This is a genomic window from Salinicola sp. CPA57, from assembly GCF_003206035.1.
Classification (GTDB): Bacteria; Pseudomonadota; Gammaproteobacteria; order Pseudomonadales; family Halomonadaceae; genus Salinicola; species Salinicola socius.
Genome location: NZ_PZJR01000019.1, coordinates 49,995 through 65,425, shown reverse-complemented (window position 1 = coordinate 65,425; position 15,431 = coordinate 49,995). Strand labels below are relative to the sequence as shown.

Genomic DNA, 15,431 nt, shown 5'->3' with positions numbered 1-15,431 from the left:
ACGCACCAACCACGATAATAATCAGGAGAATCATCATGCCAGCAACCCGTTGGAGCGCGGCGGCGTGTCTCGCCGTCTTCGTATCGCCCTGGTGTCTCGGTGCTGAGTCACCGCAAAATCGTCTGGAATGTCTCGCACCTGCCGACCCGGGTGGCGGTTGGGATTTTACCTGTCGGCAATTCGCCGTCAGTTTGCGTGAAGCTGGCGTAACCGATCAGTCCATGCAAACGATCAATATGGCCGGTGCCGCAGGTGGCGTCGCGTTTGCTCACGTGGTCAGCAAACGTCAGGGCAATGACGGTACGGTGGTGGCAGCCTCGTCATCGAACGCGACGCGCCTGGCGCAGGATCAATACCCTGGCATGAGTGTCGATGACGTCACTTGGCTTGGCACGCTGGGCGCCGATTACGCGGTTCTCGCCGTGCGGGAAGATTCGTCGATCGCGTCTTTATCGCAACTCCTCGATGCGCTCAAAGGCAACGTCAAATCGGTTAAGTTCGCCGGGGGTAGCGGTGTGCTGGGTTGGGATCAGATCAACCTGCTGCGAGTCCTGTCCCAAGGCGGCCTCGAGCCAATCCGTGAAGTCGTCTATCTCGATTTCAACAACGGCGCCAGCGCCATTACCCAAGTGCTCGGTGGCCATCTCGACGTCGTGGTGGGTGATATCTCCGAGATCAACGCTTTTCGAGAAGCCGGTCAATTACGAGTGTTGGCTGTCCTGTCCGACGAGCGTCTGCCAGCGCCGTTGGAAACCATACCGACCGCAAAAGAGCAGGGCATTGATGTCGTGGCGCCCAACTGGCGTGGTTTCTATGCCCCGGCGGGCTTGAGCGATGCAGATAAGACGTTCTGGATCGATGCGATCGATCAAGTGTACGCGAGCGACCATTGGCAGGAGATCATGCAGCGTAACGGACTCATGCCGTTCCATATCACCGGCCAAGCGTTCGAAACGTTCCTCGATGACCAGATCGACGCGCTGCGGCAAACCACGCGCCTGATTCAAGAGTAAAACCCCAAGCCTTCATAAGAAGCAGGCAGGCAAGTCTTCATGAGCGGCTGTCTGCCTGGTCGCGAGGCAATTTCACCCTTGATGGAAACGCCGGCAATGCTAGACATAGGTCTACATCCGGGCATGGGGATGATTTTAAAAAACCATTAATATCAACAGTATAATCTCAATGTCCCTGTCGATAACACGACGTTTCCCATTCGAGAATTCTCCCTGCCCTGACGCCCCCTTAGGCTTGCTCCAACGTCTTTGAATGGCGTGTATACCGGTAAATTGGATCAACGCCGGCAACCTAGTAGCTCCGCTTGAGTGAGGATGATTCATGACTAGAACGCTACTCGCCGTGGCTGTCGCCTCGGCCCTTTCCGCAACGGCCATTCCTGCTATGGCTTACGAGCCTTCATCCGGTACCGAATGCATCGCGCCTTCGGACCCGGGCGGCGGCTGGGACTTTACCTGCCGAACGGCGGGGCGCGTGCTATCCGACCTAAATTTAGTGCCAGGTAACGTGCAAACGATCAATATGCCGGGCGCGGGTGGGGGCGTAGCGTTCGCGCATGTCGTGAGCAAGCGTGCCAGCGACGACAACCTGTTGATCGCGGCGTCTACGGCGGTCCCCACCCGCCTGGCCCAGAATCAGTTCCCCGGTATGAACATGGATATGGTCAACTGGATCGCCACTGTCGGTTCCGACTATGGTGTCATCGCGGTACCCAAGGACTCGCCGTATCAGGATCTCAATGACCTGATGGAAGCGATCAAGGAAGACCCCAAATCTGTCAAGTTCGCCGGTGCTAGCGCCAACGGTGGCTGGGATCACCTCAAGGTACTGATCGCGGCCAAGGCCGCCGGTATCAAGACCCTGCGAGAGATTCCCTATCTCTCCTACAACAATGGCGGTAGCGCGCTGACTCAGGTCGTTGGTGGTCACGTGAATGCCTTTACTGGCGACGTTTCGGAAGCGCGTGGGTTCTGGGAATCCGGAGATATCCGCATTCTGGCAGTGCTGTCACCTGAACGTTTGCCGGGGGAGTTTTCAAAAATCCCCACTGCCAAAGAGCAAGGGGTGGATGCTATCGGTCCTAACTGGCGTGGTTTCTATATGCCGGCAGGTATCGATGATGATGCCAAGCAGTATTGGATCGATGCCGTCAATAAACTCTACGAAAGCGATGAATGGCAGCAGGTCATGAAGAACAATGGCCTGATGCCATTCCACTACAGTGGCGAAGAGTTCGACGAATTCATGGCTCAGCAGGTCAAGGACATTCATGAACTCTCCGTCGAGCTGGGTCTGCTTCAGCAATGAGCAAGTTCAATGACCGTGTCTTCGGCCTGGTCATGCTGGTGATCGCCGTAGCCTACTACTACGGCGCCACCCAGTTTCCGGTCCCCTTCGGGGGATCGGAAGCCGTTGGGCCGGAGACCTTCCCCAAGCTGTTGGCCGTCATTCTGGCTGTCTGCAGTCTCTACATGATCGTCAAACCTGACGCGGACAACCCCTGGCCGGTCGCCACGACCTTTCTGGAGTTGGGTATCGCCGTCGTGGTGCTGATCGCCTACGCACTGCTGCTGGAGCCGCTCGGCTTCATCATTTCGACCATGCTCGCCGTCGGTACGCTGTGCTGGCGTATGGGCGCGAAGCCGGTGAAAGCGTATCTCACGGGCCTGATCAGCGGCGCGGTGGTATTCGTGCTGTTCACTTATGGGTTGGAACTGCCGCTTCCGCTCGGCCTGCTGGAGATCAACTGATGGAGACGTTGCATTATCTGTCGATCGGCTTCGGCGTGGCGCTGCAGCCCGAGAATCTGATGTTTGCCCTGATGGGCTGTTTCATCGGTACGTTGATCGGCGCGCTGCCGGGTCTCGGCCCCGCCAACGGCGTGGCTATCCTGATTCCGCTGGCGTTCACGCTGGGCCTCAAGCCGGAAACCGCGCTGATCATGCTGACGGCGGTCTACGCCGGGGCGATGTACGGCGGGCGAATCTCGTCGATTCTGTTGAACATTCCCGGCGACGAGCCGGCAATGATGACCTGTCTCGACGGTTATCCGATGGCCCGCAAGGGCAAGGCTGCCGAAGCGCTGGCGATCTCGGCAATTGCCTCGTTCATGGGGAGTCTGATCGCGACCATCGGCCTGATCCTGCTGGCGCCGTTGCTGGCCCGCTTCGCGCTGACGTTCGGCCCGGCCGAGTACTTCGCACTGTTCGTGCTGGCGTTTGCCACGCTGGGTGGCATTACCGGCAAGAATCCGATGAAGACGCTGATGGCCGCGGCGATCGGTCTGATCATCGCTACCGTGGGCATCGATCTCTCCACCGGTACGCAGCGTTATACCTTCAACGTGCTGGAACTCTACGAGGGTGTCGATTTCATCATCGCCATCGTCGGTCTGTTCGCGGTCTCGGAACTGCTGTTCTTCATCGAAGAGAAGGCCGGTGCCGGCCGCGAGATGATCAAGGTCAACCCGCTCAAGCTCAAGTGGCGCGAGATCGTGTCGATCCTGCCGACCACGATCCGCGGCGGGCTGGTGGGCTTCATCGCCGGCGTGTTGCCGGGCGCGGGCGCGTCACTGGGCAGTTTCATCACCTACACGCTGGAAAAGAAGATCGTTGGCAAGAAAGGCTACTTCGGTGAAGGCGATCCGCGTGGCGTGGCGGCGCCGGAGTCCGGCAACAACGGCGCTTCCAGCGGTGCGCTGGTTCCCATGCTGACCCTCGGGGTACCGGGCAGCGGCACCACGGCGGTTCTGCTGGCGATGCTGGTCTCGCTCAACATCACCCCCGGGCCGCTGATGTTCACCCAGAACGCCGAACTGGTGTGGGGCGTGATCGCCGCGCTGCTGGTGGGTAACTTCATGCTGCTGCTGCTCAACATTCCGCTGGTCGGGGTGTTCGTGAAGATCCTGTCGGTGCCGCCGATGTATCTGCTGCCGATCGTGACCATGGTCGCGTTCGTGGGCATCTACTCGATCAGCCACTCGACCTTCGATCTCTACTTCATGATCGCCTTCGGCGTCGGTGGCTACATTCTGCGCAAGCTGGAGATTCCGCTGGTGCCGGTCATTCTCGGCCTGCTGCTGGGGCCGGAGATGGAGAAAAACCTGCGTCACGCGATGCAGATCTCCGATGGCGACTGGTCGGTCCTGTGGAGCAGCGGTCTCTCCATCGGCCTGTGGGCGGTGGCGATCATCGGCCTGCTGCTGCCGGTCATCGTAGGCCCGATCCTGCGTCGCCGGATGCAGGCGGCCAGAGCCAAAACCCAGGATTGACGAGTTCGATCAGCTATTATCCTGACTCGCTTTCTCTCTGAGGAAAGTTACATGAACGATGAAAAATCCGCGGTCATCGAATCGCTGGCACCGCACGGGCGACTGCGTGTCGCCATCAACTACGGAAATATCGTACTCGCGCAGCGAGGCGAGGATGGCGAGCCGGCCGGTGTCTCGGCAGTGCTGGCGCGGGCGCTGGCGGCGGAACTCGGGGTCGAGCCCGAATTCACTACCTTCGACGGCGCCGGAGACGTGTTCGCGGCCATCGACGATGACGCCTGGCGAATCGGCTTTCTCGCCCGTGATCCGGTGCGAGCCGAGAAAATCCACTTCACCGCTCCTTATGTCATCATCGAAGGCACCTACCTGGTGCCGGAAACCGCGCCGTTTCAGGCAGTCGAAGAGCTGGACCAGGATGGTATTCGGATCGCGGTGGGCAAGGGGGCGGCTTACGACCTCTACCTGACACGTGCGCTGAAGCACGCAAGTCTGGTTCGCGCGGCGACCTCCGCCGCGGCGATCGAGCTGTTCGTCGAGAGCCAACTGGATGCCGCCGCCGGTGTGCGTCAGCCACTCGCGGCCTATGCCGCGTCGAATCCCGGTTATCGTGTTCTGCCAGGGCGCTTCACCGCCATCGAGCAGTGCATGGCGGTGCCCAAGGCGCAGGCTTCGGACGCCGTCATTCGCTACGTCGAGGATTTTCTCGCTCGCATGAAGCAGCAGGGGGTAGTGAAGCACGCGTTGGCGGAAAGCGGTCAGGACGAGACGCAGGCGGCGGATTGACTCGCAAACATTGCAGAGATCGAATATTTAGCCCGTAACGTTAACGTTCCGATTTTTTTCTGCTATTTTTGCGCCGCGGGATGATCGTGAGCCGGAATCCGGCGCCTCGAGCGCAGGTCATTCGGTTCGGCGCGAGTCTCGCCAAGGAGAGGTGGCAGAGTGGTCGAATGCACCGCACTCGAAATGCGGCATACCTTCGCGGGTATCGAGGGTTCAAATCCCTCCCTCTCCGCCACGAATGATGAATCAGCCGGCCCTATGGGGCCGGCTTTTTCGTTGCTGGACGACCCGCAATGGAGGCGTTCAGCCGCTTGCTCTCGCAGGCAGCACTTCCAGGACCGCGGCGGCAATCACCAGAACGGCACCGACAATCTGGATTGGCGCCAGCGGTTCATCAGCCAGCAGCGCCGCGGAGAAGACGCCAACCAGCACCTCGCTCATCATCAGGATGCCGAGGCGCGCCGGCGACAGATACCTCGCTGCCCATACCAGAATCGCCAACGATGCTGACCACCACAGGCCGGCGGCGGCCAGGATCCAGGCGATAACCTGCCACCCGTTCTCCGCCGGCGGGAGTCCGGGCCAGGCCGAGAGGAACGGCGCCAGTAGTGCCGCGGCGACCAGGGCGCCGACGGCGAACAGGAAACTGCCTTCCCCGGGGCCGAGCGTGTTATGGGAACGCATGCCGCTGGAGGCAATTGCCCACAGCAGGCCGGAAGCCAGCCCCAGCCAGTCGCCGATGCCATGGGGCAGCGGTGAACCGTTGGCGCCGAGCACCAGTCCCAGCCCGGCTACACCGACAATGATGACCGCGATACGCCGTCCGGTCAGCGGCCAGCGCCACCACAGCCGTTCGATCAGCGTGCTCCAGATCGGCGTCAGGTAGAACAGCAGAATGACCACGGCGACCTGGCCGTGAACCAGGCCGACGGAATAGAGCATGAAGGCTGCGCCGCCCAGGGTGACCGAGGCGATCCCCAGCCCGGATGAGCGGGCGAGACGGCGGCGCTGGGCAATGGCCCAGGGAGAGAGCAACACGCACGCCGTGGCGGCGATGATCAACGACCCCCAGACGCCCCCGAGCTGGAGCGCTTCGAGCCGGCGAATGGGGAACCAGTAGAAGCCCCAGAGGGCGCCGGCCAGCAGAATGCCCAATGCCGGCCACGCCGAAGAGAGGTGGCCGGCATGATCGGGATTCGAGGACCGGGGTGACGCCGCGCCTCCCTTGACACGCGAGCTCCTCGAACGTGAACGCAAGCCGTTGGCCTGATCAGCCAGCGGCTTTGTCCGATCCCGCTTTCTCCAGTGCCGCTACGGCGGGCAGAGTCTTGCCCTCGACATATTCGAGGAAGGCGCCGCCGCCGGTGGAGATATAGGAGACCTGATCGGCGATGCCGTACTTGTCGATCGCGGCCAGGGTGTCGCCGCCGCCGGCGATGGAGAATCCCGGGCTTGCGGCAATCGCCTTCGACAGCACTTCGGTGCCCTTGCCGAACTGATCGATCTCGAACACGCCGACCGGGCCGTTCCACAGGATCGTGCCGGCGTTTTCCAGCAGGCTGGCCAGATGCTTGGCGGTGTCCGGGCCGATATCCAGGATCATCTCGTCATCGCCGACCTGATCCACCGGTTTGACCGTTGCCGTGGCGGATTCGGAAAACTCGGTGGCGACGACGACGTCGGTGGGTAGCGGAATCTTGACCTTGGCCATCAGCTCCTTGGCCTTGTCGACCAGATCCGCCTCATAGAGCGATTTGCCCACGCCGTAACCGGCCGCGGCGATGAAGGTGTTGGCAATGCCGCCACCGACGATCAACTGATCGCATTTCTCCGACAGCGAATAGAGTACGTCGAGTTTGGTCGACACCTTGGAGCCACCGACGATGGCGGCCATCGGGCGCTTGGGTGCGCTGAGCGCCTTTTCCAGGGCGTCGAGTTCGTTGGCCAGCAGCGGCCCGGCGCAGGACTGTGGCGCGAACCGGATCACGCCATGGGTGGAAGCCTGGGCGCGGTGGGCGGTACCGAAGGCGTCCATCACGTAGATATCGCAGAGCGCCGCGTAGGCCTTGGCCAGCGCGTCGTCGTCCTTCTTCTCGCCCTTGTTGTAGCGCACGTTCTCGAGCAGCACGACTTCCCCGTCGGCGATCTCGACCTTGCCATCGAGATAGTCCTTCTCCAGCCGTACCGGCTTGCCCAGCAGGTCGGAAAGGTGCTCGGCCACCGGGGCCAGCGTGAACTCGTCTGCCGGTTCGCCTTCGGTCGGCCGGCCCAGATGGCTCATCAGCATGACGCTGGCACCGGCATCGAGCGCGGCCTGGATGGTCGGCAGGCAGGCGCGGATACGGGCGTCGCTGGTGACCTTGCCGCCCTTGACGGGCACGTTGAGATCCTCGCGGATCAGGACGCGTTTTCCGGAGAGATCCAGTTCAGACATCTTGAGTACGGTCATGAAATCCTTTCCTTACGCTGAAGAGAAGTGACGGGTTCGGAGACGGAAGATGACAGTCCGAGCCAGTGGTGAGCGACGTCGAGCATCCGGTTGGCGAAGCCCCATTCGTTGTCGAACCAGCACAGCAGCTTGAGCAGGCGGCCACCGGCCACGCGTGTCTGAGTGGCATCCACGATACCCGAGCGCGGATCGTGGTTGAAGTCGACCGAGGCCATCGGCTCGTAGGTCACGCCGAGCAGGCCCAGATAACGTTCGCGGCTGGCGGCTTCCAGGCAGGCGTTGACGGCGGCGGCGTCGGTATCGCGTTCGAGCGAGATCGACAGGTCCATGGCCGAGACGTTGATGGTCGGCACGCGAACGTGAAGACATTCGAAGCGGTCGGCCAGATGCGGCATCAGGCGGCCGATGCCGCGAGCCAGGCCGGAGTCCACCGGGATGATCGAATGCATCGCCGAACGCGTCAGGCGCAGATCGCTGTTGTGGTAGGCGTCGATCACCGGCTGGTCGTTCATGGCCGAGTGGATGGTGGTGGTAACGCCGTGAGAAACCCCGAAGGCATCTTCCAGCACGTCGAGGATCGGCACCAGGCAGTTGGTCGTGCAGGAGGCTGCCGAAAGAACGCGCATGTCGCGGGTGATCGCGCTCTGGTTGACGCCGTAGACCACGGTGGCATCGACGTCCGCTTCCGCCGGCTGGGAGAACAGCAGCCGCGCCGCGCCGGCCTGCAGATGTCGCTCGGCGGTGGCGCGATCCTTGAAGCTGCCGGAGCACTCCAGCAGCAGATCGATGCCAAGCGCCTCCCACGGCAGTGCCTCCGGCTCGGCGGCGTTGAGAATACGAATGGATCTACCGTTGACGATCAGGCAGCCGTCGCGCGCTTCGACGTGACCGGGAAACCGCCCGTGGGTGGTGTCGTAGCGCGTGAGGTAGGCGATCGTCTCCTGGTCGGAGAGCTCGTTGATCGCCACGATTTCCAGCGGGAGATCGGGGCGTTCGATCAGCGCACGCAGCACGCTCTGGCCGATACGGCCGTAGCCGTTGATGGCGACGCGGTAGGTCATGGGCGAATCTGATAACCCGATGTTGAGGAGACGGTTCGAGATCGACATCTTAACGCATTCGATCATGACGAGCCGAGCCTGAACCGGGCACCGATCGGTGAGGACAAATCTCAGCCGAATAGAGGAAACCGCTGGACGGAAAGGCTGGACGAAAGGAGCACCGCCCCATAGTTTGAGAGGAAGTTTCTTGCCTTGAGTGGTGTTGCAGATGGCTATGGTCCCGAATGCGATACCGAAGTTTCAGCGTTTGATGGCGCATTCGGGGGCTCGATCGTGATGACGCGCCGTCTCGAGTCGCTATCGTTCTATCTCTCCGCCAATGAATGCCTGGTCGAAGGCGAGGGCAGCGGTGTCGTCATGGCCAGCTCTACGCCGCTCGGTCTATGGGGCGGGGTGGACCCCAGCCGGGGCGAAATCATCGATCCACACCACCCGCTGTGTGGCGAGTCCCTGGTCGGGCGGGCACTGGTCATTCCCCACGATCAGGGTTCCGATATCGGCGGCGCGGTGCTGCTGGAGGCGATTTACGCCGGGCAGGCGCCGGCGTTGATCGTGCTCGACCGGGCCGATGGCATCATCGCGCTGGCTGCCATCGTCGCCGAGGAGGTACTGTCGCTCTCGGTGCCGATCGTGGTGCTGGACCCCGCGCGCTTTGCCCTGGCGCAGGCGGCGCATCTCATCACACTCCATCGTGGCCGGCAGCTGGTGATCAGCGGCCCGCGTCTGGCGGGCTTGGCCAGCGTGACGGCCGGTGGGGCGCTCGGGCATGAGCCAGCGCCAACGACGGCGGCGAATGACGGCTTTGCACTGTCGCCGGCGGATCGGCGCTGTCTTGCCGGTGACGCAGGCCCGGCAGCCCAGGTCGCCATGCGTATCGTGGTGCGACTGGCGCGACTGCAGGGCGCAGTCGAACTGCTCGATGTGACTCGCGTACACATAGATGGCTGCCTCTACACGGGGGCGGCTGGACTGGTCTTTGCTGAGCGTCTGGTCGAGTGGGGCGGGCATGTCTGCGTGCCGACGGCTGTCGAGACGCGCCTCGACACGACCGTTCCGTCAGTGGAAACGACCGGCGACTCGCTGGCTGCGTCGACGGAGGCGACGGAACGACTCATCGAGCTTTGCCGGAAGCTCGGTGCATCGCCCGCTGCCAGCGCAGAGACGGTGCTGGAGCGCACGCCATTGCCATGGCCGCTCGCACTATGTGTCGCGTTGACCGGGCGGGCGCCGGCGCCATTCGTCCACTGATCCCGCCACGTTCCCTATAGCCGTGTTCTCCACAGCAACGTCCTTGTCGCTCAGCGGCTGGCGCTCCATTGGGCGGAGATTGCGTTGAGCTGTTCCGCCAGCGTTTCCGGCATCTCCATCGGCAGCAGATGGCCGTAGCCGGGGAACACCTCGAGCTTGCCCTGGGGCAGGTGCGGCATCACTTCCTTGCGCTGCGAATCCGGCGGTAGCGATGGATCCTTGTCGCCGACCAGCACCCAGGCCGGGTAGGGGAGTTTGCCGACGGCCTCGCGCCAATCCTCGGAGTAGGTCGTCGTCGGCCAGGCGCGCCACGCCGCCGGGTTGGCGTTGACCGCGTCCTCCACCGCCTGCTGGTAAAGCGTGGGGGCGAGCGAGACTTCGCTGGCGCCGTCGATGAACTGACGAGCCTGGGCTTCGCTGAAATCGAAGTCGAGCTGGAATCGATGCTCCTCGTCGCCGATCGACTGTGGGCCCGGCGGCGACGGGGCGATCAGAATCAGCGCCCGCAGCCACGCCGGCCGATTGGCGGCGACCGTCATGGCGATGCGACCGGAAAACGAGTGCCCCACCAGAATGACGTTGTCGAGTTCGGCAGATTCGATGCACTGTTCGACGTGTCGTGTCATCGAGGCGACGTCGAATCCCGTCACCTCGCTGGCACGGCCGAATCCTGGCATGTCCAGCGTGATCGCCCGGTATCGCTCGTCGAGAAGTGGCAGGACCGCTTCCCACTCATGATGGGAGCTGCCGAAAAAGTGCATCAGCACCAGCGTCGGGTCTCCCTGACCGCTGTCACTGGCTATCGTCATCGTGGCTCTCCTTTGCACGGACCTGACCAAGGACGTCGAGGAATTCGACGACTGCTAACAGCGTAGCGGGATCTGCGTCGCTGTCAGGCATCGGCACCACATGTATCAAGCGCTGATTCGGGTAAAACGCGCGCTGCCCAGTAGCCAACAAGCGACGTTCAGTAGAAAAGATGCCAGACGAGCGGCAGCACGATGGCGGTGAAGGCGCCGGTCAGACTCATGCCCAGCGAGGCAAAAGCGCCGGCGACACCGCTGATCTCGAACGCGCGCACCGTGCCGAGGGCATGCCCATTGATGCCCAGCGCCAGGCCGATCAGTCGGGGGTCGCGGATTCTTAGCATTCGGCTCAACCATTCCACCCCGAAAATGGCGGTGACCCCCGTCGTCAGCAGAGCCCCCATCAGCAGTGCCCGTGAGCCACCCAGCTCTTCGGCCAGACTGAGCGCGATGGGAGAGGTCACCGACTTCGGTGCCAGTGACGCGAGCACGTCCTGCGGCGCGCCCATGATCGCCGCTATCAATACCGCGTAGCAGGCAGCCAGGGTCGCCGACAGCGGCAGTGTCATCAGAATCGGTTTCCACAGGGCACGAATCTGCGGTAGCTGCTGATACAGCGGCACGGCCAGCGCCACGGTGGCGGGCCCCAGCAACAGCATCAGCCAACTGGCGCCGCGGTTGTAGTCGTCGATGCCGATGGGGAGCAGGGCAATCACCGTGGCAATCCCGATCGCCGCGATCAGCATCGGCGGGCACCAGGTGGGGCGGTGCAACAGCTTGAACAGGCGAACGCCGAAGAAATAGGCGCCAAGCGTCAGCGCGATGGCGGCGATCGGCGACTCGAACCACTGCTGTGGCAACTGTGAAAGGCGATCGAGCCACTCATTCATGGTCAACGGTTCCGACAGGGCTGGAAGGATCGTCGTTGCGAGGCGTGTCGTTGCGAGGCAAATCGTTGTGAGACAAGTCGTCATGAGCCAGATAGCGACGCATCAGCAACAGGCTCGACAGCACGCTGAGCAACGTGCCGACGATCAGGGCGGTCAGAATCGCCGTCCATTGATCCGCAAATTGATCGGCGACAAAGAATATCTCGACCACACCGGGCATGATCAGTAGCGCCAGCATGGCGATCAGCGGTTGGCTGATCTGGACGACATCCCGGTTCATGCGACCGCGAAAACTGAACCACAAGGTCAGCAGCAGCATCCCGATCACGCCGCTGGGCATCGGAATGTGGAACAGCCGCACCAGGGTTTGCCCCAGCTGCAGGAAGGCGAGCAGCCACAGGAAGCCGCGCAGAACGGACATCACGGAAGTCTCGGTCGCTGAAAAGAGAGCCATCATATCAAATGCCCGGCGTTACCCGGCCGCAGTGATGCTCGAGACAGGGCCATGGCCAACGGCTCAAGACTTTCCCATGACGATTTTCAGCCGTCGCCAGGATACGAAACGTGACAATCTGGGATAGCCCCCGTCAGGGCGTCGGGCAGAAGAGACGAGCGATGCAGAAATGATGCACGGACGTGATCTGCGGCGCATTGTCGCTTATTCTTGGCGATGATTTCGTTGTCAGTCGATGATCGCCGCGACGAAGAGGGGTGTCGGAACGGGCGGCGCGGTGTGAAACGGCGGCAGATGTTGTTCAGTAAACCAGCGCGTGATCGGGTTCGGTGGGACCGGTCGTGCGACGCCATCGGGCTGATACCTGCCTTTCCTGGTAGTGCGCGTTATGGTGACGCCGGGACAGGCACTATCGATTTGTCTTCCTTGGCAGAGCGGGATAGCCATCTTCGGTAGCCATCCATGGTTAAGAGAGGGAAGCGGCTCAGGTCGAGATTCCCCGATGACCCATCTTGAGGACAGAGGACAAGCAACATGACCGATATTGCCAAGCTGCTGGGCGATGAAGCCGACAGCCTTCTCAACTACACCTGCACGGGCTTCAAGAAAGAGGATCTGTATCTGCCTGGTCCCGACTTCGTCGACCGCGTGTTCTCCGACAATGACCGCAGCCCGCACGTGCTGCGCAACCTGCAGACGCTGTTCAACAACGGCCGTCTGGGTGGCACCGGCTATCTCAGCATCCTGCCGGTCGACCAGGGCATCGAGCACTCGGCCGGCGCCTCCTTTGCGCCCAACCCGATGTACTTCGATCCCAAGAACATCGTCGAGCTGGCCCTGCAGGGTGGATGCAACAGCGTCTGTTCGACGCTCGGCGTGCTGTCGTCGGTGGCGCGACGCTATGCCCACAAGATCCCGATGATGCTCAAGCTCAACCACAACGAAAGCCTGACGCTGCCGGCGATGTACGAACAGACGATGTTCGCGCAGATCGAGCAGGCCCACGACATGGGTTGCATCGCGGTCGGCGCCACCATCTATTTCGGCTCCGAAGATAGCCGCCGCCAGATCCAGGAAGTCAGCGAGGCTTTCGAGCGCGCTCATGAGCTGGGCATGGTCACCGTGCTGTGGTCGTACCTGCGCAATCCGGAGTTCAAGAAGGACGGCACCGACTATCACGTCTCCTCCGACCTCACCAGCCAGGCGGTGCATCTGGCGGCGACCATCAAGGCGGATATCGTCAAGCAGAAGCTGCCGGAGAACAACGGCGGCTACAAGGCGATCGGTTTCGGTCACACCCACGACAAGGTCTACAGCGAGCTGACCAGCGATCATCCGATCGACCTGGCGCGCTATCAGGTGGCCAACTCGTTCATGGGACGTGCCGGGCTGATCAACTCCGGCGGTGGCTCCAAAGGCCATTCCGATCTGGGCGAAGCCGTCCGCACCGCCGTCATCAACAAGCGTGCCGGTGGCATGGGTCTGATCTCCGGACGCAAGGCGTTCCAGAAGCCGCTGAAGGAAGGTATCGAACTGCTCAACGCCGTTCAGGACGTCTACCTCTCCAAGGACGTGACGATCGCCTGAACATGATGACCCGGCGTTAGACGTTGGTTGTCAGTGGCAAGAGCCCGGCTTTGGCCGGGCTCTTTTTTTGTCCCGATATCAGCAAGTTGTCATAGCCAGTCTTATGCGACTTTGGTCGGGATACTTAAGTTGAATTGTCTGACAAAGTCGCTTTCTCTACCGTGCAAGACGTGTTCGATGATAACGCTATCATTTGATTCCCACCGGTTGGATGACACGGCGAGCCGTGCGTCGAATGGTGACAACGGAACATGAGGGAGACGCATCATGAAAGCGATTTGGAGCAAGACCTGCCTGGCAATGCTGGCCAGTGCCGCCATCGGCGTATCGGCAACGGCGCAAGCCGCTGAAGATTGTCCTATTCCGGGTAACCTGCGCGTCGTGATCGGTTCGACTTCGACCGGTGGTGATACCTATCAGGCGTCCAGCATCGTCGTCGACCAGCTCGCCAAGAAGCTCGACATCAATGCCAAGGTCGACGCCGTGGGCGTAATGGGCGCCTTCCGCGCCCTCGAGCGTGACCGCCGCGGCAACACCATCATGGTGTTCCACGATGGCAGCTATCTCGGCAACCTCTATGGTGTGAACGGCTATCCCGACATCTTCGAGAGCTACAAGGTCGGTCCGACGTTCGCCATCAACCCGGGCAACGCGTATCTGGTGCCGAAGGACTCGCCCTATCAGTCGATGGACGACATCATCGCAGCAGCCGGCAACGACAAGAAGATTCGTGTCGCCATCCAGCCCGGCGGCGTTTCCGAGCTCGGTTTTTCCGCGCTCAAGAACGCGGTTCGCCTCGAGCATCCGGGCAAGGAAGGTAACATCGTTGCGGTCAACACCGGCTCGCAGGCTGACAAGAACCAGCTGCTGTTCGACGGTGCGGTGGACGTCATCAACGGCTCGGTGCAGGCCAATGAGCAATACACCAACCTGCCGGAAGATGACCAGAAAGCGATGCGCTTCGTCTGGCTCACCTCGCCCGAGGAAACCATCGCCCAGACCAATGAAGAGGGCATGGGCGATACGACTCGCGAGCAGCTCATGAAGTACGCCAACGTCGACATTCCCATGAGTGCGGACTCCGACGAGAGCTTCACCTTCGATAAGGAGTTCTTCTTCCTCTACAACAAAGACATGGATCAGGCGGCGATCGATTGCATCGACGACACCCTGGCTCAGGTCTTCGAGGAAGACGAACTCCAGCAGCAGCTCAAGCGCACGTTCCTCGTGCCGGACTTCAAGCCGTCGACCGAGGCTTCGGAGTGGATTCAGCAGAAGAACGGCAAGTACGAAAACATCATCAACAACCTCAAGGGTTGATCCTGCGGCGTGCCGGCCGGCGTTCGCTGGCCGGCACGGTTCGTTTCCACCAAAGATACTGCCGGCGACGCCCCGGCGCAGGAGCCGCTTTCCATGGAAAGCCAATGGTTGTCGCTATTCGATGTGACTATCGACTTCGATCAATCGCATCTCTTTTTCCCCCGAATCGTCACTTGGATACTGCTCATCCTGCTGGCTGCGATTCTGCTGACTCGTTACCGCTTGCTGGTGCCGGGCTTGAAACATGCGGGTCGCGTGCTGGCCGGGCGCGAGGGCGATTTCGATCGCAAGCGATTCTTCGGCACGCTGGCGCTGACGACCGTCTACTTCTACATGATGGGCGTGTTGAGCGATGTCTTTCCCAATACGGGATACAGCTTCCTGATCTGCTCTATCGTTTTCGTGTTCCTGTTATCGCTTTTGTACGTTGGCCAGTTGTCGCGGCGGCTGGTGGTGATCATTGTGTTGAACGCACTGATTGCACCCGCGATTGCGTGGTATGTGCTCGCGCAACTGTTTCGCATCACGCTGCCCTGACCATCGGAGAC

General features: G+C 61.5%; 15 protein-coding genes and 1 tRNA gene. 10 read left to right on the top strand and 6 right to left on the bottom strand.

Features of this window, described 5'->3' with window-relative positions:
• Positions 1-35: 35 nt before the first annotated feature.
• The 6 genes from DOM36_RS18995 to DOM36_RS18970 all read left to right on the top strand — a co-directional run bounded on the left by DOM36_RS18995 (position 36) and on the right by DOM36_RS18970 (position 5,303).
• Positions 36-1,013, top strand: a complete 978-nt coding sequence (locus DOM36_RS18995) for a tripartite tricarboxylate transporter substrate binding protein (RefSeq protein WP_110644028.1) — start codon at positions 36-38, stop codon at positions 1,011-1,013.
• A gap of 322 nt (positions 1,014-1,335) precedes the next feature.
• Positions 1,336-2,322: a tripartite tricarboxylate transporter substrate-binding protein gene (locus DOM36_RS18990; RefSeq protein ID WP_110644027.1), complete on the top strand. Its 987-nt coding sequence runs from the start codon at positions 1,336-1,338 to the stop codon at positions 2,320-2,322.
• Positions 2,319-2,765: a tripartite tricarboxylate transporter TctB family protein gene (locus tag DOM36_RS18985; RefSeq protein ID WP_110644026.1), complete on the top strand. Its 447-nt coding sequence runs from the start codon at positions 2,319-2,321 to the stop codon at positions 2,763-2,765. Before DOM36_RS18990 ends, DOM36_RS18985 begins: the two co-directional genes overlap by 4 nt.
• A complete protein-coding gene (locus tag DOM36_RS18980) occupies positions 2,765-4,285 on the top strand; it encodes a tripartite tricarboxylate transporter permease (protein WP_110644025.1) in 1,521 nt (506 codons plus the stop codon). The genes DOM36_RS18985 and DOM36_RS18980 overlap by 1 nt, the downstream gene beginning before the upstream one ends.
• A gap of 51 nt (positions 4,286-4,336) precedes the next feature.
• Complete coding sequence (locus tag DOM36_RS18975) at positions 4,337-5,068, top strand: transporter substrate-binding domain-containing protein (RefSeq protein WP_110644024.1); 732 nt, start codon at positions 4,337-4,339, stop codon at positions 5,066-5,068.
• A 145-nt stretch (positions 5,069-5,213) separates the two neighbouring features.
• A tRNA-Ser gene (locus DOM36_RS18970) sits at positions 5,214-5,303 on the top strand.
• A 68-nt stretch (positions 5,304-5,371) separates the two neighbouring features.
• Here DOM36_RS18970 and DOM36_RS18965 read toward each other — a convergent pair.
• Genes DOM36_RS18965 through DOM36_RS18955 form a run of 3 tightly spaced genes read right to left on the bottom strand, consistent with a single transcriptional unit; the run spans position 5,372 to position 8,578 of the window.
• Positions 5,372-6,325 (bottom strand): DMT family transporter, encoded by a 954-nt coding sequence (locus tag DOM36_RS18965; RefSeq protein WP_198651337.1) that lies wholly within the window; start codon positions 6,323-6,325, stop codon positions 5,372-5,374.
• A gap of 13 nt (positions 6,326-6,338) precedes the next feature.
• Entirely contained in the window at positions 6,339-7,517 is a 1,179-nt protein-coding gene (locus DOM36_RS18960; protein ID WP_110644022.1) for a phosphoglycerate kinase, read from the bottom strand.
• Positions 7,514-8,578 carry a glyceraldehyde 3-phosphate dehydrogenase NAD-binding domain-containing protein gene (locus DOM36_RS18955; protein WP_110644067.1) on the bottom strand — a complete coding sequence of 355 codons (1,065 nt, stop codon included), beginning with the start codon at positions 8,576-8,578 and terminating at the stop codon, positions 7,514-7,516. The genes DOM36_RS18960 and DOM36_RS18955 overlap by 4 nt, the downstream gene beginning before the upstream one ends.
• A 276-nt stretch (positions 8,579-8,854) precedes the next feature.
• Here DOM36_RS18955 and DOM36_RS18950 point away from each other — a divergent pair, with 276 nt between their 5' ends.
• The gene (locus tag DOM36_RS18950) at positions 8,855-9,826 is read left to right on the top strand and encodes a DUF126 domain-containing protein (RefSeq protein ID WP_232823932.1); all 972 of its coding nucleotides are present in this window, start codon (positions 8,855-8,857) and stop codon (positions 9,824-9,826) included.
• Positions 9,827-9,876: 50 nt separating this feature from the next.
• On the opposite strand, the gene DOM36_RS18945 is transcribed toward DOM36_RS18950, so the two are convergent.
• The 3 genes from DOM36_RS18945 to DOM36_RS18935 form a co-directional block, all read right to left on the bottom strand.
• Positions 9,877-10,635, bottom strand: coding sequence for an alpha/beta hydrolase (locus tag DOM36_RS18945; RefSeq protein ID WP_110644020.1), 759 nt, complete (start codon positions 10,633-10,635; stop codon positions 9,877-9,879).
• Positions 10,636-10,793: 158 nt separating this feature from the next.
• Complete coding sequence (locus DOM36_RS18940) at positions 10,794-11,522, bottom strand: LrgB family protein (RefSeq protein WP_110644019.1); 729 nt, start codon at positions 11,520-11,522, stop codon at positions 10,794-10,796.
• A complete protein-coding gene (locus tag DOM36_RS18935) occupies positions 11,515-11,943 on the bottom strand; it encodes a CidA/LrgA family protein (RefSeq protein ID WP_110644066.1) in 429 nt (142 codons plus the stop codon). Before DOM36_RS18935 ends, DOM36_RS18940 begins: the two co-directional genes overlap by 8 nt.
• Positions 11,944-12,510: 567 nt before the next feature.
• Between DOM36_RS18935 and DOM36_RS18930 the strand changes: the two genes are divergently transcribed.
• The 3 genes from DOM36_RS18930 to DOM36_RS18920 all read left to right on the top strand — a co-directional run bounded on the left by DOM36_RS18930 (position 12,511) and on the right by DOM36_RS18920 (position 15,420).
• The gene (locus DOM36_RS18930) at positions 12,511-13,563 is read left to right on the top strand and encodes a class I fructose-bisphosphate aldolase (protein WP_075571417.1); all 1,053 of its coding nucleotides are present in this window, start codon (positions 12,511-12,513) and stop codon (positions 13,561-13,563) included.
• Positions 13,564-13,830: 267 nt separating this feature from the next.
• Positions 13,831-14,883 carry an ABC transporter substrate-binding protein gene (locus DOM36_RS18925; protein WP_075571418.1) on the top strand — a complete coding sequence of 351 codons (1,053 nt, stop codon included), beginning with the start codon at positions 13,831-13,833 and terminating at the stop codon, positions 14,881-14,883.
• 93 nt (positions 14,884-14,976) lie between these two features.
• Positions 14,977-15,420, top strand: a complete 444-nt coding sequence (locus DOM36_RS18920; RefSeq protein ID WP_075571439.1) for a tripartite tricarboxylate transporter TctB family protein — start codon at positions 14,977-14,979, stop codon at positions 15,418-15,420.
• Positions 15,421-15,431 lie beyond the last annotated feature (11 nt).